The following is a 20828-nucleotide window of genomic DNA, read 5'->3' on the forward strand; positions in this document are numbered from 1 at the left end:
TCATACCGTGGGGCATTTTCTCCCCACCCATCTCCTTGTCAAACCTGGCATATGCGATATAATAAACTCATATACCTTGAGAGGTGGGGCTACCATGTACTCCAAGCAGCCGAAAAAAATGCTGATTCTCAATATTCTGGACATTCTTAAGCGATACACCGATGAAGAGCATCGACTCAGCCAAAAGCAGATTGCCGATATCCTGGAACGGGAATATTCCATGCGTGCCGATCGAAAATCCATTCGGCGCAATCTGCTCAACCTGATGGACTGCGGCTATGACATCGAGTACACCGAAACCGTCCGCATGGTTCCGGTCACCAATCCTAAAACCGGGCAAACCACCCAGGAAGAGAGCTATCTCTGGTCCGATTTCTACCTAAAACGGGACTTTACCGCCGGAGAACTCCGGCTGCTCATTGACAGCCTCCTGTTTTCCGGCCACATTCCACACAACCAGTGCAAAGACCTGATTGGCAAGCTGGAAGGGTTGTCCAACGTCTACTTTCGCTCCCGGGTCAAGCATATTGCCCGGATGCCCCAGGATGTTGGACATAACAAGCAGCTGTTCTACACCATTGAGCTCTTGGATGAGGCCATCAGCAAGCACCGAAAGGTCTCCTTCCAGTATACCGAATATGGAACGGATAAAAAAGTACACGTGCGCAAACGTCCCGATGGGTCAGCTCGGGAATATGTCATCAGCCCCTATCAAATGGCCGCCAGAGAGGGCAAGTACTACCTCATATGCAATCATGACAAATACGATGACATCTCCAACTACCGTCTGGATCGTATTCTAAACCTGCGCATTCTGGATGAGGCAGCAAAGCCGTTTTCTCAACTAAAATGGGCCAATGGTGATTCTCTGGATTTGGCCACCTACATGAGACAACACCCCTACATGTATTCCAGTGAAAACATTCATGCAAGTCTGCGTATTTCCAAATTCATGGTCAGCGATGTGATCGACCTGTTCGGCCACCAGGTGGATTTTCACGATGAGACAGACTCCCATGTCACAATGACCGTTTATGCCAACGAAATGGCCATTGAACACTTTGCCAAAACCTATTCCCCAGATGTAACCGTCTTAAAGCCCCTCCCCCTTGCACAGCGTGTGGCGGAAAGTCTGGAACAAGCCCTATCCAACTACCACGCCATTCCCTCCTTCGATTGATCACTATAACGAAGAAAACCACCCATCCGAGCAAGGTCAGATGGGTGGTTTTGGTTGTTGTACGCATCTCAGGACAAGGTCGTCAGCAGTAGATTCAGGTCCACATTCCCCTCAATTCCCGCCACGCTGCCCTGGTGGCTGTACTGCCACATGGTAAACTGATAGGGAAAGGTGGGGGTGCTCTGGTACTGGGCCAGCCACAGCTGGTACTCAGTGAGCTGGGTCAGGTCAATGCGGTCCATGAGCCACGTCACGTTGCCGTAGATCATAGGCTGATAGCCCGCCTGGGCAATGGTTTGGCAAAAGGCCTGGGTGATTTCCGTGGCAGTCTCCACGCTCAGATCGTCGGTGCGGGCCTCGTCATGGGCCACCTGCTCCAGGTCAAATACCACGGGGTAGGTGATGGAATCCCCCTCCAGGGCGTCCAGCACATACTCCGCCTCCTCCACCGCCTCGTCCACGGTGACGGCCTGGGAGAAGAAGTACACCCCCACGTCCAGCCCTGCCTGGGTGGCTCCCTGGATGTTTTGCTGGAACTTGTCATCCAGCACCAAGTTGCCCGTCTCCCCGTAGCCCCGGAAGCCCAGGCGTATCATGGCAAAGGAGATGCCGTCGGCCTTCACTGCCGCCCAGTCGATGTCCCCGTTGTAGGTGGACACGTCCACCCCTGCCAGGGCCTGGGTGCCGTCTGGGGCGGTGTACTGGTATCGGCCATTCTCCTCGCTCAGCCCGCTCCAGTCGTAGCTGTGCTGGGTCAGGTCGTTCTTGAGGGGCGAAATGGTGATGCCGTTGGCCCCCATATATACATAGGACTGGGGGAACAGCTTTTGGAGAAAGGTGGTGGTGAGGCCGTACTGGTAGGCCAGGTCCCGGATGGTGCTCTTGGCCACAGTGTTCTCCAGCAGCCACTCCACCCGGTTGTGGAGCTGATATACCTTCAGGCACAGGCCGCCGAAGATGGCCACCGCCACACACAAAGCCAACGCCCATTTCTTCCCCGGCCATTTCTGTTTCTGTGGGGTTCGCTGAGGTGCCCGCCCCAGCCGTTTAGAGGTCTCCTCCGCTGTCTCTCTCTCCTGGTCTAACATCTGATGTTCCAACGGGTATCCCTCCTTTCCCCACATTATATGGATTTTCCCCTGTGAATGCAATGAAAAAATCTGCCACAGAGGTTTCCCTCTGTGGCAGATGAAGACTGTCAAAAAGCCAACGTCCACACAAGAAGTTCGGACTTGCTTGCATAGGCCAAAGCCCTCGGCAGAGTTTTCCCGCCCGCTGGCAGGAAAATAAATTGGAATGGCGTTTTTTCCGAGGACATGCGCATCGGGAAAAACACTTCTCAGCCCGCCAGTGTGGAATCGGGTCGCCCTTTGACCCGATTATGCATGCAGCGGGCTGCATCCCCTCGAGAAAATGCTCGCATTTTCGAGAAGTAATTATTGGGGATTGACGGTGTAGTTGGGAGCTTCCTTGGTGATGTAGATATCGTGGGGGTGAGACTCCCGGAGACCGGCGGCAGTGATCTGGGTGAACTGGGCCTTGGTGCGCAGCTCGTCGATGGTGCCGCAGCCGCAGTAGCCCATACCGGCCTTCAGGCCGCCCATCATCTGATAGATGGTGTCGGCCACAGGTCCCTTGTAAGGCACGCGGCCTTCCACGCCTTCGGGCACCAGCTTCTTGTTGTTCTGCTGGAAGTAACGGTCCTTGGAGCCGCAGGCCATGGCGCCCAGAGAGCCCATGCCACGGTAGACCTTGAACTGACGGCCCTGGTAGACCTCGGTGTCGCCGGGGGACTCCTCGCAGCCAGCCAGCAGGGAGCCCAGCATAACCACGTTGCCGCCAGCGGCAATGGCCTTGGCGATGTCGCCGGAGAACTTGATGCCGCCGTCGGCGATGATGGGCACGTCGTACTCAGCAGCCACACGGGCGGCGTCGTACACGGCGGTGATCTGAGGCACGCCGATACCAGCCACCACACGGGTGGTGCAGATGGAGCCGGGGCCGATACCGATCTTCACGCAGTCGGCACCAGCCTCGATGAGGGCGCGAGTGCCCTCGGCGGTGGCCACGTTGCCGGCGATGAGCTGCACGTCGGGGTACAGGCTCTTGATGCGCTTGACGCAGTTGAGGATGTTCTGGGAGTGGCCGTGAGCGGAGTCCAGGCACAGCACGTCGGCGCCAGCCTCCACCAGGGCGGCCACACGGTCCAGCACGTCGGCGGTGACGCCGATGGCGGCACCCACCATCAGGCGGCCCTTCTCATCACGGGCGGAGTTGGGGTACACCTGGGCCTTGTCGATGTCCTTGATGGTGATCAGGCCCTTCAGGTGGTTCTCGCTGTCCACGATGGGCAGCTTCTCAATCTTGTGGCGGCGGAGGATCTCACGGGCCTCCTGGAGGGTGGTTCCCTCGGGAGCGGTGACCAGGTTGTCCTTGGTCATCACGTTGTCAATGAGCTGAGACATGTCGGTCTCAAACTTCATATCACGGTTGGTGATAATACCAATGAGCTTGCCGTTGTCGCAGATGGGCACACCAGAGATGCGGTACTTCGCCATCAGCTCGTCTGCCTCAGCCAGGGTGTGGCCTGGGCCGAGGAAGAAGGGGTTGGTGATAACGCCGTTCTCACTGCGCTTGACCATGTCCACCTGCTCGGCCTGAGCGCCGATGGACATATTCTTGTGGATGATACCCAGACCGCCTTCCCGGGCCAGGGCGATGGCCATCCGGGACTCGGTGACCGTGTCCATGGCGGCACTCACCACAGGGATATTCAGGGTGATCTTGCGGGTGAGACGGGTGTGCAGGTCGATGTCTGCGGGGAGCACGTTGCTCTCGGCAGGAATCAGCAGCACGTCGTCGAAGGTCAGACCCATTTTTACAAATTTGTCATTGTATTGAATCTGCGACATTTTACCACTCCTCCAAAATTGTATTGATATTTTATTTTACGCTCTGGAAAAAAGGGTGTCAAGTTGAACCGACAACAATGGACGTTTTCGGCACTTTTGACCAGTGGAACCGGGAAATCAGCTGGTCCGGTGTGGCACTTTTTGGCGTATCTTGCAAACCCGCCAGCCAGCCCAGCCAGCCCACCAACTCCTGGGGCGTGTATTTCTCTCTCAGCACCCCCATATCCAGGTCCCGGTCCCGCTTGGATAGCCGCCGCCCCTGGGTGTCCACCATCAGAGGCAGGTGGTAAAACTGGGGTGGCTCATACCCCAGGGTCCGGTGGAGCCACGCCTGGGCCGGGGACGAAGAGAGCAGATCACAGCCCCGCACCACGTGACTCACTCCCATGAGGGCGTCGTCCACCACCACGGCCAGCTGATAGGCCCACACCCCGTCGGAGCGTCGGACGATGAAGTCCCCGCAGTCCCGGTCCAGCTGCTGGGTGTAGGGGCCCATGTGGCCGTCCTCTATGGTAATCTCCTCTCGGGGCACCCGCACCCGGAAGGCCGGGCGTCTCCCCGCTGCCTCCAGGTCCTGCCGCTGCTGGGCCGTGAGGTGGGCGCAGCGGCCTGAATACACCACCGCCCCATCCGAGGCGTGAGGGGCCGAGGCGGCCAGGCGCTCCGCCCGGGTGCAGTAGCAGGGGTAGATGAGTCCCAACTCCTCCAGGCGGCGGAACGCCGCCTCATAGTGGTCCCAGCGGCGGGACTGGCAATACTCCGGCTCTAAGCCGCCCTCGTCCCAGTCCAGGCCCAGCCACTGCAAATCCTCCACCAGCTGGGCTGCCTTATCCAGAGAGCACCGCTGGGGGTCCAGGTCTTCCATGCGCAGCACCATCACCCCGCCCTGGCTGCGCACATCCAGCCAGGCCAGCAGCGCCGCCAGCAGGTTGCCCAGGTGCATCCGCCCGCTGGGACTGGGGGCAAACCGTCCCCGTACCGTCATGGTCCATCTCTCCTGTTGATAAAATAGCGCTCGTGCCGCTGCAAAAAGCAGCGGCACGAGTGAATATGGATTACTTATTCTGGAAAATCTGGAAGATGTCGTCGAAGGGGTCCTTCTCCTTCTCCTTGGGCTGCTCAGCCTCCTCCTTGCCGGGAGTGGGGTTGCTCACGCCGCCGAAGCCGGTGGCGATGACGGTGACCCGAATCTCATCCTGGAGGGAGTCGTCAAAGGCGGCACCCATCATGAACAGGGCGTCGGGATCGGCCACTTCCTTGACCATCTCGGCGGCCACTTCCACCTCGTCCAGACCGATGTCCATGGGACCGGTGATGTTGACGATGATGCCCTTGGCGCCCTGGATGGAGGTCTCCAGCAGGGGGCTGTTGATGGCCAGACGGGTGGCCTCCTCCGCGCGGTTCTTGCCAGCGGCACGGCCCACGCCCATGTGAGCCAGACCGGCGTCCTTCATGACGGCGGTGACGTCGGCGAAGTCCAGGTTGATCAGACCAGTGGTGGTGATCAGGTCGGAGATGGACTGCACAGCCTGACGCAGCACGTCGTCGGCGATGGCGAAGGCGTTGGCGAAGGTGATCTTCTCATCGGTGGCGTACTGGAGGCGGTCGTTGGGGATGATGACCAGGGAGTCCACCTTGGACTGCAGCTCCTCAATGCCCTTCATGGCCTGGTCCATACGGCGGCGGCCCTCAAAGCTGAAGGGCTTGGTGACCACGCCCACAGTGAGGATACCACGGGACTTGGCGATCTCAGCCACCACGGGAGCAGCGCCGGTGCCGGTACCGCCGCCCATACCGGCGGTGACGAACACCATGTCGGTGTTGTCCAGCAGAGCGGAAATCTGGTCCTTGCTCTCCTTGGCAGACTCACGGCCCACCTCGGGGTTGGCGCCAGCGCCCTTACCGGCGGTGAGCTTCTCGCCGATGGGCAGCTTCTGGGTGGCCTCGGAGGCGGCCAGGCACTGACGGTCGGTGTTCACAGCAATGAACTCCACACCCTGCATGCCCACACGCACCATGCGGTTGACCACGTTACAACCGCCGCCGCCGACACCGATGACCTTCAAGGTGTCGCCACTTTTTACCTCAGAATCCATGACAAAAGCCATAAATATGACCCTCCTATATCCAAAACAGTTTGTGTCAATGCCTGCAATAATCCAGACTACAAATCACATTTTATTTTAGCGGCTTTTCCTCACGGGGTCAATAGTGAAATGCAAGTTTTTTTGCAGAATTTTGTCGCGTCCTTTTGGCAGTTCCAGCCAATAAAACGAAAAAAGCCCCACCCCGCACACATGGGCGGGATGGGGACTCATGGGTCTCACGCTTCCGGGGTGGCAGAGGGCTCCGGGGACGCCGAGGCTGCGGGCTCTGTGGAGGCCGAAGGCTCAGGGTCCGGAGACTGGGAGGCCGCGGGGTCCGGAGCGTCCGAAGCTGTGGCGTCCGGGTCCGGGCTGGCACTGGGCTCGGGCTGAGCAGACTGCTTGGGGTTTTGGACAAACACCTTGTTGTCGGAAACGGTGAAGTCAAACACCCGGACCTCACCCTGGGGCAGCTTGCCGCTGTCCAAGGCCGCCTGGAACAGGTTGAGCATCTGGGCATAGTCCCCGTGGAGGGGGAACCGCAGCTGATGGATGCCGTAGCTGACCAGGATGGAGGAGGCCGCCGAGCAGTCAAACTGGGTACACTGGCTCAGCTTCCCCGCCTGGTCCAAGGCCTCCATCAGAGGGACGATGGCCTCCCCCTTGGACTGGTCCGCTTCGCTGACCTGCATGGGCTGGCCCGCCTGGGGGTCCACCACCTCCAGGCCCACAATGGCAATGCCCTGGTTTTGGTTGGTGGTCTCCAGCAGATAGCCGTCAGAGGCCATGAGCCACTGGCGGCCATTGCCTTCCACGGTGGCGGCCACCGTGCGCTCCACCACCTGGAGGGTCACCTTGTCCGGGAAGGTGTGGCCCACCACCACCCGCTGGACATAGGGCAGCTTGCTGCCCACCAGCTGGTTGATCTGCCAGGTCCACAGGGTCACCAAGTTATCCCCCATCTCGATCTCCGAGGCGTCAATGATCTCCTGGGCGGTGTAGTGGGAGTTGCCCTCTACCTTCACCTCATTGACGCGGAAGAAGATGACGCAGGCGGTGACAATGGCTGCTACCACTGCCACCAGAGAGATCAATTTATAGAAAAACCGAAACCGGCCTCGGCGCCTGGTGCGCCGGGGGTGCTTCCGCTCACGTGCCATGCCAAATCACCTCTGTGGTAAATTTATCTGCGCTGTATCTGGGCCCCCAGGCGGTTGAACATCTCCTCCAGGCGCTCATAGCCCCGGTCGATGTGTTCCACGCCCCGCAGCTGGGTCTCACCCTGGGCCCCCAGGGCGGCCACGGCCAGTGCGCCCCCGCCCCGCAGGTCGGTGGCGGACACTTGGGCCCCGTGGAGCCGCTTCACTCCCCGCACCCACGCCCCTTGGCCGTGGAGGGAGATATCCGCTCCCATCTCCCGCAGTTCCGGCACGTGGCCGAAGCGGCGGGAGAACATGGTCTCTTGAAAAATGGTGGTGCCCCGGGCGGTGGCAAAGGCCGCCATCACCGGAGCCTGGGCGTCGGTGGGAAAGCCGGGATAGGGGGCGGTGGCCACCGGTCCCACCGACTTCATGGGGATATCTCCCCTACGGCAAAACCAGATGCGGCCCGGTGCGCTGCGCACCCGGCATCCCCCCTGCTCGAACAGCTGGAGCACCGTGGACAGGTGCCGCCAGTCCACGCCCTGGAGCTCCACCTCGCCCCCTGCCGCCGCCACCCCGGACAGCAGAGTGGCCGCCACAATGCGGTCGCCCAAAATGGAGATCGCTCCGCCGTGGAGGGGTCGCCCGCCCCGGACGGTGATGACGCTGCCTCCGGCACCCGTCACCTCACCGCCCAGGGCGTTGAGAAACTGCTGGAGCTGGACAATCTCCGGCTCCCGGGCGGCGTTGACAATGGTGGTGTCCTCCGCCGCCCCTGCCCCGCACAGCATGGCATTTTCCGTGGCTCCCACACTGGGGAACTTCAAGGTCACCACCCCGCCCCGGGGACGGCCCCGGCAGGTGATGGTGCCGTCCTGCTCCTCCACCTGGCACCCCATGGCCCGCAGGGCCTCCAGGTGCAGGTCAATGGGCCGGGGGCCCAGCTCACAGCCGCCGGGATAGGTGAGGGTGGCCTCCCCCATCCGGGCGGCCAGAGGGCCCAGAAACATAATGGAGGACCGCATGGCCCGCATACGGCCCTCGTCAATGGCAGTGCCCGAGGCTTGCCCGGCGTCCACCACCAGTTCCTCCCCCTCCCAGCGGCAGCTGGCCCCCAGGTGTTGGAGGATGTCCACGGCGGCGTCCACGTCGGACAGGCGGGGACAGTTGCGAATCACCACCGGCTGGGGGGCCAGCAGGCACCCCGCCAAAACCGGGAGCACACTGTTTTTCGCCCCTTGGACCCGCCATGCCCCCTCCAGTGGGGCGCCGCCCTGTATGTACATGACGCTCATGAAAATGCCTCCCTTTTCTTCCATTGGCACATTCTATGAAAGAAAAGGGAAAAGGGTTAAAGAAGCTCCATCAGAGCCTTGTAGATGTCCTCGGCGGCCCGGGGAGTAGCCAGTTCCTTCATGGCCCGGCTCATCTCCCGGCGTTTGTCGGCGTTGGCCAGCAGGGATACCGCAGTGTCGTACAAGCTCTGGCCGGAGCAGTTTTTTTCCTCCAGCAACTCCGCCGCCCCACGGTCCGCCAACACCTTGGCGTTTTTGAACTGGTGGTTGGCAGCCACATAGGGAGAGGGCACCAGCACCGCAGGCTTGCCCATGGCGGTGAGTTCGCCCAGGGTGGAGGCCCCAGCCCGGCAGATCACCAGGTCGGCGGCTGCCATCACCGTGGGCATGTTGTCAATGTAGGGACGGACCTCCTGGTCGGTCACCGACACCCCGCGTTCTTTGAGGTGCTGGGCCATGGTCTCATAGTCCCGGCCACCGCTGTGGATGTAGTGGAAGGGTCTGCCCTCCTCCACCCACCGCTGCACAAAGTCCTCGGTCATGAGGTTCATGTCCCGAGCCCCCTGGGAGCCCCAGAAGGACACCACCAGGGGCTTGTCGTCGTCCAGCCTCAGCTCCCGCCGGGCCTGGGCCCGGTCCAGGCGGAAAAAGGCACCCCGCACCGGGGTACCTGTCACCGCCACTTTTTTGGCGTGGGTATAGTACTCCGCCGCCTCGGGGAAGCCCACCATCACCAGGTCCACCCGCTTGGCCAGCACCCGAGTGGTGAGGCCAGGGAAGGCATTGGACTCGTGAATGGCGGTGGGAATACCCATGCGGGTGGCCTCCCGCACGGCCGGGAAGGAGGCGTAGCCTCCGGTTCCCATCACCAGGTCAGGCTTGAACTGCCTCAAGAGCCGGGCGGCCTGCCACTGCCCCACCGGCACTTTAAACACGCTTTTGAAGTTGTGGCGGATGATCTTCCAACTCAGCTGCCGCTCAAAGGTGGACACCTTCACGCAGCGAATGGGATAGCCCGCCTGCTCCACCAGCCGTTTCTCCATCCCCTTCTCGGCCCCCACAAAGAGGATCTGACAGCCGGGATGGTATTTCTCAAAGGTCTGGGCCACGGCCAGGGCCGGGTTGACGTGCCCTGCCGTGCCGCCGCAGGTAAACAGTATCTTCATGCTCCCCCTCCTACTCTTCCTTTGGCGCCACGATCTGCCTGGACACCGCCAAGATCAGCCCCACTTCCGCCAGCTGCACCATCAGAGCGGTGCCGCCGTAGCTGAAGAAGGGCAGCGAGATGCCGGTGGTGGGCAGAGCGCCGGTGACCACGCCGATGTTCAGGATGACCTGGGCAGCCAGCTGGGTGTTGATGCCCACGATCATCAGGCTGCCGAAGCGGTCCCGGGCGTGGAGGGCCAGCCAATAGCCCCGGATGATGAGCAGGGCGAAGAGGACGATGATGAGGCAGGCGCCGATGAGCCCCAGCTCCTCACAGACAATGGCGAACACAAAGTCGTTGTGCTCCTCGGGGAGGAACATGTACTTCTGGCGGCTGTTGCCCAGCCCGGTGCCCAGCAGGCCGCCGGAGCCGATGGCGATCTGGGACTGCCACAGCTGGTAGCCGTCCCCTTGCAGGTCGCTGCCGGGGTTGAGCCAGGACTGCATCCGGGCGGTCATGTACTCGGTCTGAGTGATGAGGAAGAACAGGGCGCTGCCCACGATGGCCCCGCCCCCCACGAACCAGTACAGCCGGATGCCTGAGGCGAACAGCACCGCCGCCGCCCCCGAACACACCAGGATCATACCCGACATGTGGGGCTGCTTGTAGAGCAAAAAGAGGATGATCAGCAAAATGATGCCGTAGGGGACCAGCTCCAGCAGGCCGATGTTCTCCGCAAACTCCCCCATGCGGCCTCGGAGGGTGCGCCGATCCCACTTCTTGGGGGGCGCTTTGATCTGGTCCTTCCGCTTGGACAGGCGGGCGGCAAAGAAGAGGATCACCGCCACCTTCACCAGCTCGGAGGGCTGGAAGGAAAATCCCAGCCAGAGCCAGCGCCGTGCGCCGTTACTGGCCCGTCCCAGAGGGGTAAAGACCAGAATCAGCAGGAAGATACTTCCCGCCAGGGCGGGTACCGACAGCCCCCGCCACCACTGGTAGTCCATTTTCGACACGATATACATGCCGACCACACCTGCCACGGCAAACTTCAGCTGTCCTAAAAAGTAGTAATAGGGGTTGCCGCCGGTGTCCACGCTGGGGTCCAAGTTGTAGTAGGCAGAAGCATAGGAGGCCGAGAGCAGCATGATCAGGCCGATGGCCGTCAACAACAGCACCAGGGCCAGATAGGGCAGGTCCAGCGGCCCCCGGGCCAGCTGCTGCTCTATGGTGAGATCTCGTTTGGCTATTTTGCGCACGGGTGCGCCTCCTTCCCGGAACGAAAAATGCGAAGTAGAGCCCGTCTAACCGGGCCAGAGGGGCTGTTATATCCCGTAGCGGTACATCGCGCCAGCAAAGGCCAGCAGACAGAAGGCCACGGTGATGGCGGTAAAGGTGAGCACAATGCGCACCTCGCTCCACCCACCCAGCTCCAGGTGGTGGTGGAGGGGGGCCATACGGAAAATACGCTTGCCGTGGGTGAGCTTGAAGTAGGTCACCTGGATGATATCGCTCATGGTCTCAGCGATGTAGATGATACCCACGGGGATGAGGATGAGGGGTGCGTCCACAGCGAAAGCCATGCCGCACACGGCGCCGCCCAAAAACAGGGAGCCGGTATCCCCCATGAACACCTTGGCGGGATAGAAATTGTAAATGAGGAAGCCCAGAATGCCTCCGGCCAGAGCGGCGGCAAAGGCCCCCACGCTGCCCTTATCCCACCAGGCAGCCAGCAGGGAGAAGAAGATGGCCACGGGCAGGGTCACAGAGCCCGCCAGGCCGTCCAGGCCGTCGGTGAGGTTCACCGAGTTGACACAGCCCACCAGCACGAAGGCGGCAAACACCAGGTACACCGCCCAGGGCAGAGGGATGTCGATGTTGGCAAAGGGGACGTACAGGTTGGGGGAGAGATAGCCGAAATTACGCATCAGGGCCAGGAAGGCCACGGACACGGCCAGCTGCAGCAGCAGCTTCCACCCGGCGGTGAGGCCGGTGTTCTCGTGCTTGCGCACCTTGGCAAAGTCGTCGATGAAGCCAATGCCCCCGTACACCAGGGCCAGGCCCAGCACGATGAGGGCGGAATAGTCTCCGCTCATCATGTCCTTCCAACAGAAGATCAGCACCGCCACTGTGATGCCCACCATAAACATAATACCGCCCATGGTGGGGGTGCCCTGCTTGGTCATGTGCCAGTTGGGGCCAATCTCTTTGATGGATTGGCCGGCCTTCATGGCCCGGAGGACGGGAATCAGAAACTTACCCACCACCGCAGTGACCAGAAAGGCGGTTGCCGCCGCTGCGAAACTCATCATGGTTTATAAACCTCCACTCTCTCTTTTGTATCTAGGATTGGTTCAAACGCTGGGCCGCCTGCTCCAGCGGCACGCCCAGCGCCACAGCCGCCGCCAAGGCAGCCAGGCTCTCATAGAGGCCGCCCTGACCCCGGGGTACCCGCACCCGGAGCAAATCGTCTCGGGTGAGAGCCTCAAACTCCACCCGCTGGCGGCGCAGACAGACATTTTTGGCGGTGAGGTCCGCCTGGGGCCTGCCGTCGGAGTAGGCGAACACCCGGCCTCTCATGGCCCGGGCCGTCCGCCGCCCCTCCCCGTCGTCCAGGGCCACCACGGTGACCCCGGCCCGCCGGGATAGCTCCCACCGGGCCACCGCACAGGGGGATAGGGTGCGGCGGTCCCGGGGCTCGAAGTTTTCCACCACCACAGCCTGGTAGCGGGACGTGTCGTCCCCAGCCATGGCGGCCTCATAGGGGGTCAATTCCACCACCGGTGCCCCGGTCAAACGGCGCAGCAGGTAGGCCGTGGCGGTGTTGCCCCGCCCCACCACGGCAATGGGGTCATCAATCTGGGAGTTCTTGATCGGCGTAGTCGATAACACTGCTGACAAACCTCACTTCCACCACGGTGCCCGGTGATACCTGGGTATTGGCGGCGATGCTCTGGTTGATGGCCTCCAGGTTGCCGCCGTCGTCAGTAACACCTGTGGCTCGCAGGAATAGGCCCATCTCTTCCAGGGTATTTTTGGCCTCCGAGGGGCTCAACCCCTCCAGGTCGGGCACCTTCACCTTGTCCTTTGGCACCTCTTCGCCCAGATACAAGATCACGGTGGAGCTGCCGGGGATGGTCACACCGGAGGCGGGCAGCTGCCCGGTGACGGTGTTGCCACTGCCTACAGTGCGGCAGCGGATGCCACGGTCGGTGAGCAGGCCCTTGGCCACGGTGAGCTCATAGCCGGTGACGTTGATCATGGTGGTGTCCGAAGCTTCCAGCTCGTCGGTGGTATACTGCTTCTCCACACCCATGTAGTCCAGAATGTCGGCCAGCAGCTGTCCGGCCATGGGGGCGGCGATGTTACCGCCGCTGATGTAGGTGCCGGAGGGGGTGTAGTTGGAGTTGGAGGCCGACTGCTCGGGGGAGTCGTAGGCCAGCAGCACCAGCACCTTGGGGTTATCCACAGGGGCAAAGCCCATGAAGGAACAGATCAGGTCGCCGGTCTTTTCATCTCGCTTCTGGGAGGTACCGGTCTTACCGCCGATGCGGTAGCCTGCCATATAGGCGTTGCGGCCAGAGGCGGAGGGGCCAGCCACCACGCTCTCCAGCATACCGCGGAGGGTGGAAGAGGTCTCCTCGCTGATGACCTGGCGCACCTCCTGCACCTGGTGGTAGTAGGTGCTGTTGCCGTCGTCGTCGCTCACCGACTGCACCACGTAGGGCTCCAACAAATGGCCGCCGTTGATCATAGAGGCAAATGCAGTGGCCATCTGAATGGGGGTAATCTTAAAGGTCTGACCGAAGGAGGCGGTGGCCACGGAAGTCTCACCGTAGATGCTGGTGAAAAAGTCCTTGCCGCCGGGCCAGAAGACACTGGTTCCCTCGCCAAATAGGTCGATACCGGTGGAGTCAAACAGGCCATAATTCTCCAGGTAGTCCCAGAAGGTGTCTGCTCCCAACTTCTGGACAATCTGCATCATACCGTCGTTGCAGGAGTTCTCCAGCACCTGGGTCAATGTTTGATCTCCATGTCCTGCCCGCTTATGACAGGTAATGAACCAGTCGGCCACTTGTTGGCCGCCGTCACAGTAAAAGTGGTCGTTGGGAGAGATGACCCCCTCCTCCAGGGCTGCCGCCACCACCAGAGGTTTAAAGGTAGAACCGGGCTCATAGGTGTCAGACAGGGCTTTGTTTCTCCACTGGAGGTTAAGGGCGTCGCTGACGGCCTGGTTGTACTCGTCGCTGTCCTCGCCGTACTCCTCGGCCAGGGCTTTCAGCTCATCCAGCAGCTCCTGGTCGAAGACGCTGGCGTACTCGTTGGGGTCAAAGTTGGGGCTGCTGGCCATGCCCAGAATCGCCCCGGTGGAGGGGTCCAGGGCAATGGCAAAGCCGCCTTTTTTCACGTTATAGGTCTGGATGCCCTCCTCCAGGGTCTGCTCCAGCATGGACTGGATGGTGGCATCAATGGTCAGGTGGAGGTTGCCGCCGTTCTCGGCGTCGATGTACTCCTCATAGGTGGAGAGCATCTCAGTGCCGGCTCCGGTCTTGGAGGTGACCACTCGTCCGGTGGCCCCGGACAGCACATCCTGGTACAGGGCCTCCACACCCTGGGCCCCCACCTTCACGCTGCCGCTGTTCTCGGTATAGGCCATGAAGCCCAGGATATGGGCGCCCACCGAGGAGTAGGGGTAATAGCGCTTGCTGGAGGGCTCGAAGTAGAGCATGGAGGAGAGTTTGTTCTCCTTAATAAACTCCCGCACCGCGGTGGTCTCCTCCTCCTCCAGCTCGTAGGCCAGAGGCTCATAGGCGGAGTCGGTGTTCTCGATGCGCTGGCGCAGCCGGTCCTCGTTGAGCCCCAGCAGGTCCACCAGGCCGTCCACGATCAGGTCCCGCTTGTCCTCGATGGCCTGCTCGTACTCCCCCTGCTTCAGGTTGCCGTCCTCGTCCTCATAGCTGCTCTTGTTCACCGAGACCACCACGTCCCGGGGGGAGAGGATCAGCTGATAGACGGTGCCGGACCGGGCCAGGGTGCGGCCCTGGGCGTCGTAGATGGCACCCCGTCCGGCGTTGACCGCCACGTCCAGGGTCTGTTGGTTGGCCGCCCGCTGCTCCCATTCGTTGTGCTGGAAGATTTGCAGCTTCACCAGCTGGACCACCAGGGGCACAAAGGCCAGCACCCCCACCACCGCCAGCAAAAACACCGTGCGGTGGAAGAGGCTGCGGTTTCCCCGCCCAGGGGAGCGGCGTGGGTTGGATTTGGGTTTTTGCATATGTCTTCGCTCCTATATATATTCCGGTTTGGCGTGGCGGCATATCGGGACAAGAAGGGCGTAAGAAACCGGTCAAAGTTTTCTTACGCCCCTCATTCTCTCTTATGTCCGCATTTCATTGTATGTGTTCTGGGGCGGCCATTATGACAGCATGCCGCTCAGAAATTCCTCAATTTGGCGAATCAGGCCGGAGACTCCCTCCCGAGCCTCCTGGTAGTACACCACACTGTCGTCCTGGGACAAGTCCAGGTAGACGGTCTGGCCTGCGCCCGCCTCCACCATGGAACCGTCAGCGGTGAGCTGCTGCTCCAACGCCGTCAGGTCAAAGGTCTTTTCATACTGGGCCATCAGTGTTTTTTTCTCGTCCTGCAACTCGGACAGGGTAGAACGCAGTTCTACCGTCTCCGCGTTGACCATGGCCAGCTGGGCGCTGCACACCACCAGCAACAGGGCACAGGCGATGGCTGCCACAAATCCCACAATGGTGAAGGGCGCCACAGCGCTCTGGGCCCGGACCTGTACCTGAGGCCGGGTGGCCACCCGCTCCCGGGGTCTGACTCTGGGCCGCCGGGGCTGCTCCACCTCTCTTCTCCGCTCCCGGGCGGGGGCGGTGTTGTCTACTTTATAAGCTACGTTGCCATAGGTGGCGTACTGTCTAACTTTGCGCTGGGTTGCCATAGTGATGTCTCCTTTTATTATCTCACTCACAGCTTCTCTGCCACACGCAACTTGGCACTGCGAGCCCTTGGATTCTCTTCAAGTTCCTGGGGGGTGGAAACAATGGGCTTTTTCCCCACCAGGCGCACCTTGGGGGTCTTCCCGCACACGCACACGGGGAAGTCCGGGGGGCAGGTACAACCCTTGGCCCACCCTGCATAGGCCGTCTTCACCAGGCGGTCTTCCAGGGAGTGGAAGGAAATGATGGCCAGCCGTCCGCCGGGATTCAAGAGGTCCAGGGCGGTATCCAGCATCCGCTCCACTTCCCCCAACTCGTCGTTGACGGCAATGCGAATGGCCTGGAAGGACCGCTTGGCCGGGTGCTGTTTCTCCCGGCACGCCTTGGCGGGCATGGCGCTGCGGATCAAATCCGCCAACTCCAGGGTGGTGCGCACCGGAGCCTGGGCCCGGTGGCGTACAATGGCTGCGGCGATGGGGCCGGCGTAACGCTCCTCCCCGTACTGCCACAAGATTCGTTTCAGCTCCTCCTGAGACCACTCGTTGACCACCTCATAGGCGGTGAGGGCGGCGGACTGGTCCATCCGCATGTCCAGAGGGGCATCCTGTAAATAGGAAAAACCTCGGGCCGCCTCGTCCAGCTGGGGCGAGGACACACCCAGGTCAAACAACATACCATCCACGGCGGGGATATCCAACTTGCGGAGAATCTCCCCCACCTGGCTGAAGTTCCCACGCACCAGGGTCACCCGATCCATGAGCCCTTCCAATCGGGCCGGCGCGGCTTCCAGAGCGGCGGCGTCCCGGTCAATGCCGATGAGTCGGCCAGTGGTCAGGCGCTTGGCAATCTCTCGCGAGTGCCCCGCCCGGCCCAACGTGCCGTCCACATAGATGCCGTCGGGCTTGATGTTCAAGCCGTCCAGACACTCCTGGAGCAGCACAGACTTGTGTGTATATTCCATGGATTAAATCCCCAGTCCTTCCAACAGTGCCGCAATGTGCTCGGGGTTGAGCTGCTGTGCGGTCTTGGCCTTCCAGTTCTCCGCACTCCAGATCTGGGCCCGGTCGTTGTTGCCGGTGATCACCACATCCCGATCAATCTTGGCGTAGTCCTTCAAATAAGAGGGCACCTGAAAGCGCCACTGCTTGTCCGGCTCACACAACTGAGCCGAGGCAAAGAAGACATCCATGGAGGCTGCCTGCGCGGTGGTCAGGTTGGCCACCCGCTCTTGGAGCTTGTTCCACGCCGCCATGGGGTACAGGGTCAAGTTCTCCTTGACCCCCACAGCCAGGTAAAACTGGGAGCCCAATTTCTCCCGGAGTTTGGACGGCACAATGAGACGCCCGGCGCTGTCAAGACTATGCTCGTAGGTGCCAGTCATCCCGCGTCCCCTCCATTTCACTCCATTTCACTCCAAGTTATCCCTAGTATACATCCCCCTGGTGGAAATTGCAAGGACTTTTTTCCTGGAAAAATATGAAGTTTTCTTGAATAAAATCACGGATTCCACTGTTTATTCTGCCAAACGCCGGGAATTGGGTCACTTATTCGTTCCATACCTCCCGGGCGCCCCGGGTGGTGGAGTAAAATGGAGGACCACAGAGCATGTGCCTCCCAACGAAGGGTTTAAAATTGGAAAGGACCGCAGAATGTGCGCCATCCTGCGGTCCTCCATTCAAATCTCTCTTATTGATCTGCCTCGGCGTCGTAGGCGCGGTTGGCAGAGGTTGTGCTGCTGGGAATTCCCAGGGCCTCGTGGAACTTGCTCTGCACCCGGCGCATCTCGGCGTGGGCCTCGCCCAGAGCCTCCTCCGCCCGGCGCATCACGTCCTCACAGTACTGGTTGGCAACGGTGCGCATCTCCTTGGACTTCTGGTCGGCCTGGGCCATCATCTCGCTGGCCTTCTGGCGGGCCACTGCCATCACCTCGGTCTCGCTGACCAGGCGGCGGGCCTCGTTCTCCGCCCGCTTCTGCAGCTCCTCGGCCTCACGCTTGGCGCTGGAGAGCAGCTCGTTGCGGTTGTTGAGCACCTTGCGGGCCTCAGCCAGCTCCACGGGCAGCTGGGCCTTGGCGTCCTCGATGAGGTCCAGGGCCTTGTCCCGCTCGATGACGCACTTTTCCGAGCTCAAAGGCGCATTGCGGGCCTCGTCCACCATATCAAACAGCATATTCAGCAATTCTTCCACAGAAGTTGCCATAGGTAATTCCTCCTTATTGTTCCTGGGCCCCATTGACCCGATTCTGTACCTGGGTAATAATCTGTCTCGGGACAAATTCCGATAGGTCTGCCCCGTATCTCGCCATTTCTTTCACGACGGTGGAGCTGAGATAGGCGTACTTGGGACTGGTGTACAAAAACACGGTGTCCAGCTCCTCATACAGCTTGGCATTGATCATGGCCATTTGAATCTCAGACTCATAGTCGGACACGGCCCGCAAACCCTTCACCAGCACCTTGGCCCCATGCTGTCTGGCGTAGTCGGCCAGCAGCTGGCGGGAACAGTCCACCTTCACATTTGGTAGTCCTTCCGTCACTTTCTCAATGAGTTCCACCCGCTCTTCCGGGGTGAACAGGCCGTTTTTGCTGGAATTGACCATCACACACACGATGAGCTCGTCAAAGATGGCGGCCGCCCGCTTGATGATGTTCAAATGCCCCAGCGTCACCGGGTCAAAGCTGCCGGGGTAGATGGCTCGTTTCATTGGGTCACACACTCCTGCGGTACAAGGTCAGCTTGATCTTCCCGTACCGGTAGTCACGCCCCTTCTCATAGGGGGCCGCAAGCTCCGGAAGCTGGGCTTCCACTGGAGACTCGCATACTATTATACCATTTCTCGACACAATGTCAATTGCCGTCATGCGTTCCAGGGCCTGTTTTATGCAGTCAGAGGCATAGGGCGGGTCGAGAAACACCAGATCATAGGGCCCCTTGGCGCTGGCCAGGAAGGCGTCGAACTCGGTTTGGTGGAAAGCCGCCCGGTCGGTGAGGTTGCAGGCCTTCACATTGTCCCGCACGATCTTCATGGCGGCGGGCGAGTGGTCCACAAAGTCGCACCAGGCCGCCCCCCGGGACAGGCACTCAATGCCCAGCTGTCCGGTGCCGGCAAACAGGTCCAGCACCCGTCTGCCAGGAATGTCAAACTGAATGATGTTGAAAAGCCCCTCTTTCACCCGGTCGGTGGTGGGGCGGGTGTCCATGCCGGGCAGCTCCTTGAGCCGCTTTCCCCGGGCCGTTCCCGTGATGACACGCATGGTAACGTCTCACTCCTTATGAAAATAGTCATATACCGCCTGGGCGGCGTTTTGAGGCACCACTTCTCGCAGCTGCTCCACCGAGGCTCCTCGAATGGCCTTAATGCTTTTAAAATGGCGGAGCAAAGCGGTCTTGCGGGTGGGGCCCACCCCGGCAATCTCGTCCAGCACCGAGCCCTTCATCCGCTTGCCCTGCCTAGAGCGCATAAATTCTATGGCAAAGCGGTGGGTCTCCTCCTGGATGCGGCCAATGAGGGCAAAGAGGGCCTGGTTTTGCTGCAAGCCGATCTCCTGCCCCTCCCCGTCCACCAGGGCCCGGGTGCGGTGTCGGTCGTCTTTGACCATGCCGAAGATGGGGATGCTGAGGCCCAGCTCTTTCAGGGCAGAGGCCGCCGCCCGCACCTGTCCCACGCCGCCGTCTATGAGCAGCACGTCGGGCATCTCCCCAAACTTCTCGTCCCCGTCCAGATACCGCCGGAAGCGGCGGGAAATGACCTGCTCCATGGAGGCGTAGTCGTCGGCGTGCTCCAGCCCCTTGAGGGTGAAGTGGCGGTAGTCCCGTTTCAGAGGCCTGCCGTCCACGTGCACCGTCATGGAGGCCACGATGTCCGCGTTACCGCTGTTGGAGATGTCAAAGGCCTCCATGCGGTGTGGAGGCTTTGCCAGCCCCAACAGCCGCCCCAGGGCCTCCATGAGTTTGGAGGTGCGCTCCTGGGCGGAGGTGGCCCGCTGCACCTCCTCGGCGGCGTTTTGGTTGGCCATGGCCACCAGCTCGGTTTTGGCCCCTCGCTGGGGGGTGAGCAGCTCCACCTTCCGGCCCACCGCCTGGGTGAGCATCCGGGCCAGCTCCACCTGGCCGTCAAAGTCCAGGGGGAGGAGAATCTGCCGGGGCAGGGCCTGGCGGCCCTGGTAATACTGGGCGGTCAATGTGGCCACGCTCTCCCCCTCGTCCTCCTCCATGGGCAGGGGCAGCAGCTGCCAGTCCTTGGCCGCCAGCTCGCCGTCCACATAGTGGAGCACCACAAAACAGCTCTTGGCCTCGCCCCGGTGGTAGCCCACCACGTCGGTGTCCGCCAGAGAGCCCACCACCGCCTTCTGCCGCTTGGCCAGCAGCTGCACCGCCCGGATGCGGTCCCGGTACTGGGCGGCCTTTTCAAAGCGCAGGTCCTCGGCGGCCTGTTCCATCTCCCCGGTCCACTCCGCCACCACCTGGTCCAGCTTGCCCTCCAGCAGCTGCACCGCCTTGTCCATGTTGGCCCGGTACTGGCTCTGGTCCATATCGGCGCGGCAATAGCCGTCACAGGTGCCCATGTGGAAGTTCAGGCAGGGGCGCTCCTTGCCGATGTCCCGGGGGAACTTCCGCTTGCAGGTAGGCAGGCGCAGGGCGGAGAGCAGGGCGTCGATGATGCCCTGGCTGGCCCCCCGGGTGCCGTAGGGACCGAAATATCGGGCCCCGTCCCGGGCCACCTTGGAGGTGAGGGAGAACTGGGGGTACTCCTCCTGAACGCTGAGGCGGATATAGGGGTAGCCCTTGCTGTCCTTGAGCAGAATGTTGTACCGGGGCTGGTGGCGCTTGATGAGGGCGCACTCCAGCACCAGGGCCTCGAACTCCGTGGCCACCACAATGACGTCAAAGTGGTGGATCTGGGAGACCATGGCCCGGGTCTTTTCATTGTGGCGGCTCTGGTCCTGGAAATACTGGCTCACCCGGTTTTTCAGCGCCTTGGCCTTGCCCACGTAGATCACTTCACTGGCGGCGTTTTGCATGATATACACCCCGGGCTTTAACGGCAGTGCGTGGGCCTTGTCCCGCAGCTCTTCAAAGGTCATAGATACCCTCCCCACGAAAAAAGCGCCGCAAATTGC

General features: G+C 61.2%; 19 protein-coding genes. 1 reads left to right on the forward strand and 18 read right to left on the reverse strand.

Features of this window, described 5'->3' with window-relative positions; genetic code table 11:
• Positions 1-118 precede the first annotated feature (118 nt).
• Positions 119-1180 carry a WYL domain-containing protein gene (locus tag B5F98_RS03110; RefSeq protein ID WP_242961583.1) on the forward strand — a complete coding sequence of 354 codons (1062 nt, stop codon included), beginning with the start codon at positions 119-121 and terminating at the stop codon, positions 1178-1180.
• A 68-nt stretch (positions 1181-1248) separates the two neighbouring features.
• On the opposite strand, the gene B5F98_RS03115 is transcribed toward B5F98_RS03110, so the two are convergent.
• The 18 genes from B5F98_RS03115 to uvrC form a co-directional block, all read right to left on the reverse strand.
• Entirely contained in the window at positions 1249-2280 is a 1032-nt protein-coding gene (locus tag B5F98_RS03115) for a glycoside hydrolase family 25 protein (protein WP_158099765.1), read from the reverse strand.
• Positions 2281-2616: 336 nt separating this feature from the next.
• Positions 2617-4092, reverse strand: coding sequence for an IMP dehydrogenase (gene guaB / locus B5F98_RS03120; protein WP_087231288.1), 1476 nt, complete (start codon positions 4090-4092; stop codon positions 2617-2619).
• Positions 4093-4150: 58 nt separating this feature from the next.
• The gene (gene gluQRS / locus B5F98_RS03125) at positions 4151-5077 is read right to left on the reverse strand and encodes a tRNA glutamyl-Q(34) synthetase GluQRS (RefSeq protein ID WP_087369570.1); all 927 of its coding nucleotides are present in this window, start codon (positions 5075-5077) and stop codon (positions 4151-4153) included.
• Between the two features lie 70 nt (positions 5078-5147).
• Positions 5148-6200, reverse strand: coding sequence for a cell division protein FtsZ (gene ftsZ / locus B5F98_RS03130; protein ID WP_087231282.1), 1053 nt, complete (start codon positions 6198-6200; stop codon positions 5148-5150).
• 215 nt (positions 6201-6415) lie between these two features.
• The gene (locus B5F98_RS03135; protein WP_087369571.1) at positions 6416-7336 is read right to left on the reverse strand and encodes an FtsQ-type POTRA domain-containing protein; all 921 of its coding nucleotides are present in this window, start codon (positions 7334-7336) and stop codon (positions 6416-6418) included.
• A gap of 23 nt (positions 7337-7359) precedes the next feature.
• Positions 7360-8613: a UDP-N-acetylglucosamine 1-carboxyvinyltransferase gene (gene murA, locus B5F98_RS03140; RefSeq protein ID WP_087369572.1), complete on the reverse strand. Its 1254-nt coding sequence runs from the start codon at positions 8611-8613 to the stop codon at positions 7360-7362.
• 56 nt (positions 8614-8669) lie between these two features.
• Positions 8670-9779: an undecaprenyldiphospho-muramoylpentapeptide beta-N-acetylglucosaminyltransferase gene (murG, locus tag B5F98_RS03145; protein WP_087369573.1), complete on the reverse strand. Its 1110-nt coding sequence runs from the start codon at positions 9777-9779 to the stop codon at positions 8670-8672.
• Between the two features lie 10 nt (positions 9780-9789).
• Positions 9790-11016 (reverse strand): putative lipid II flippase FtsW, encoded by a 1227-nt coding sequence (gene ftsW / locus B5F98_RS03150; protein WP_242961584.1) that lies wholly within the window; start codon positions 11014-11016, stop codon positions 9790-9792.
• 66 nt (positions 11017-11082) lie between these two features.
• On the reverse strand, positions 11083-12069 hold the full coding sequence (gene mraY, locus B5F98_RS03155; RefSeq protein WP_087369574.1) for a phospho-N-acetylmuramoyl-pentapeptide-transferase: 987 nt from the start codon (positions 12067-12069) through the stop codon (positions 11083-11085).
• Between the two features lie 31 nt (positions 12070-12100).
• A complete protein-coding gene (locus B5F98_RS03160) occupies positions 12101-12658 on the reverse strand; it encodes a hypothetical protein (protein WP_143482724.1) in 558 nt (185 codons plus the stop codon).
• Positions 12612-15032, reverse strand: a complete 2421-nt coding sequence (locus tag B5F98_RS03165; RefSeq protein WP_087369576.1) for a penicillin-binding transpeptidase domain-containing protein — start codon at positions 15030-15032, stop codon at positions 12612-12614. Before B5F98_RS03165 ends, B5F98_RS03160 begins: the two co-directional genes overlap by 47 nt.
• Before the next feature lie 141 nt (positions 15033-15173).
• Positions 15174-15710, reverse strand: a complete 537-nt coding sequence (locus B5F98_RS03170; RefSeq protein WP_087231261.1) for a hypothetical protein — start codon at positions 15708-15710, stop codon at positions 15174-15176.
• Between the two features lie 26 nt (positions 15711-15736).
• Positions 15737-16669, reverse strand: a complete 933-nt coding sequence (gene rsmH, locus B5F98_RS03175; RefSeq protein WP_087369577.1) for a 16S rRNA (cytosine(1402)-N(4))-methyltransferase RsmH — start codon at positions 16667-16669, stop codon at positions 15737-15739.
• A gap of 3 nt (positions 16670-16672) precedes the next feature.
• Positions 16673-17089, reverse strand: coding sequence for a division/cell wall cluster transcriptional repressor MraZ (locus B5F98_RS03180; protein WP_087369578.1), 417 nt, complete (start codon positions 17087-17089; stop codon positions 16673-16675).
• 305 nt (positions 17090-17394) lie between these two features.
• On the reverse strand, positions 17395-17907 hold the full coding sequence (locus B5F98_RS03185; protein ID WP_087231252.1) for a hypothetical protein: 513 nt from the start codon (positions 17905-17907) through the stop codon (positions 17395-17397).
• Between the two features lie 13 nt (positions 17908-17920).
• Positions 17921-18412: a pantetheine-phosphate adenylyltransferase gene (gene coaD / locus B5F98_RS03190; RefSeq protein WP_087231249.1), complete on the reverse strand. Its 492-nt coding sequence runs from the start codon at positions 18410-18412 to the stop codon at positions 17921-17923.
• A gap of 4 nt (positions 18413-18416) precedes the next feature.
• Complete coding sequence (rsmD, locus tag B5F98_RS03195) at positions 18417-18962, reverse strand: 16S rRNA (guanine(966)-N(2))-methyltransferase RsmD (RefSeq protein ID WP_087369579.1); 546 nt, start codon at positions 18960-18962, stop codon at positions 18417-18419.
• A gap of 9 nt (positions 18963-18971) precedes the next feature.
• Positions 18972-20792: an excinuclease ABC subunit UvrC gene (uvrC, locus tag B5F98_RS03200; protein ID WP_087369580.1), complete on the reverse strand. Its 1821-nt coding sequence runs from the start codon at positions 20790-20792 to the stop codon at positions 18972-18974.
• Positions 20793-20828: the final 36 nt, after the last annotated feature.

The sequence above is a fragment of the Pseudoflavonifractor sp. An44 genome (genome assembly GCF_002161675.1).
GTDB classification, from domain to species: Bacteria; Bacillota; Clostridia; order Oscillospirales; family Oscillospiraceae; genus Enterenecus; species Enterenecus faecium.

Bases quoted from the DNA above. Each gene is read 5' to 3' on its own strand.
- ftsZ (WP_087231282.1), bottom strand. From the start codon at position 6,200: ATGGCTTTTGTCATGGATTCTGAGGTAAAAAGTGGCGACACCTTGAAG.
- mraY (WP_087369574.1), bottom strand. From the start codon at position 12,069: ATGATGAGTTTCGCAGCGGCGGCAACCGCCTTTCTGGTCACTGCGGTG.
- rsmH (WP_087369577.1), bottom strand. From the start codon at position 16,669: ATGGAATATACACACAAGTCTGTGCTGCTCCAGGAGTGTCTGGACGGC.
- coaD (WP_087231249.1), bottom strand. From the start codon at position 18,412: ATGAAACGAGCCATCTACCCCGGCAGCTTTGACCCGGTGACGCTGGGG.
- rsmD (WP_087369579.1), bottom strand. From the start codon at position 18,962: ATGCGTGTCATCACGGGAACGGCCCGGGGAAAGCGGCTCAAGGAGCTG.
- B5F98_RS03110 (WP_242961583.1), top strand. From the start codon at position 119: ATGCTGATTCTCAATATTCTGGACATTCTTAAGCGATACACCGATGAA.
- B5F98_RS03135 (WP_087369571.1), bottom strand. From the start codon at position 7,336: ATGGCACGTGAGCGGAAGCACCCCCGGCGCACCAGGCGCCGAGGCCGG.
- gluQRS (WP_087369570.1), bottom strand. From the start codon at position 5,077: ATGACGGTACGGGGACGGTTTGCCCCCAGTCCCAGCGGGCGGATGCAC.
- B5F98_RS03180 (WP_087369578.1), bottom strand. From the start codon at position 17,089: ATGACTGGCACCTACGAGCATAGTCTTGACAGCGCCGGGCGTCTCATT.
- B5F98_RS03165 (WP_087369576.1), bottom strand. From the start codon at position 15,032: ATGCAAAAACCCAAATCCAACCCACGCCGCTCCCCTGGGCGGGGAAAC.
- murA (WP_087369572.1), bottom strand. From the start codon at position 8,613: ATGAGCGTCATGTACATACAGGGCGGCGCCCCACTGGAGGGGGCATGG.
- B5F98_RS03185 (WP_087231252.1), bottom strand. From the start codon at position 17,907: ATGGCAACTTCTGTGGAAGAATTGCTGAATATGCTGTTTGATATGGTG.
- guaB (WP_087231288.1), bottom strand. From the start codon at position 4,092: ATGTCGCAGATTCAATACAATGACAAATTTGTAAAAATGGGTCTGACC.
- murG (WP_087369573.1), bottom strand. From the start codon at position 9,779: ATGAAGATACTGTTTACCTGCGGCGGCACGGCAGGGCACGTCAACCCG.
- B5F98_RS03170 (WP_087231261.1), bottom strand. From the start codon at position 15,710: ATGGCAACCCAGCGCAAAGTTAGACAGTACGCCACCTATGGCAACGTA.
- uvrC (WP_087369580.1), bottom strand. From the start codon at position 20,792: ATGACCTTTGAAGAGCTGCGGGACAAGGCCCACGCACTGCCGTTAAAG.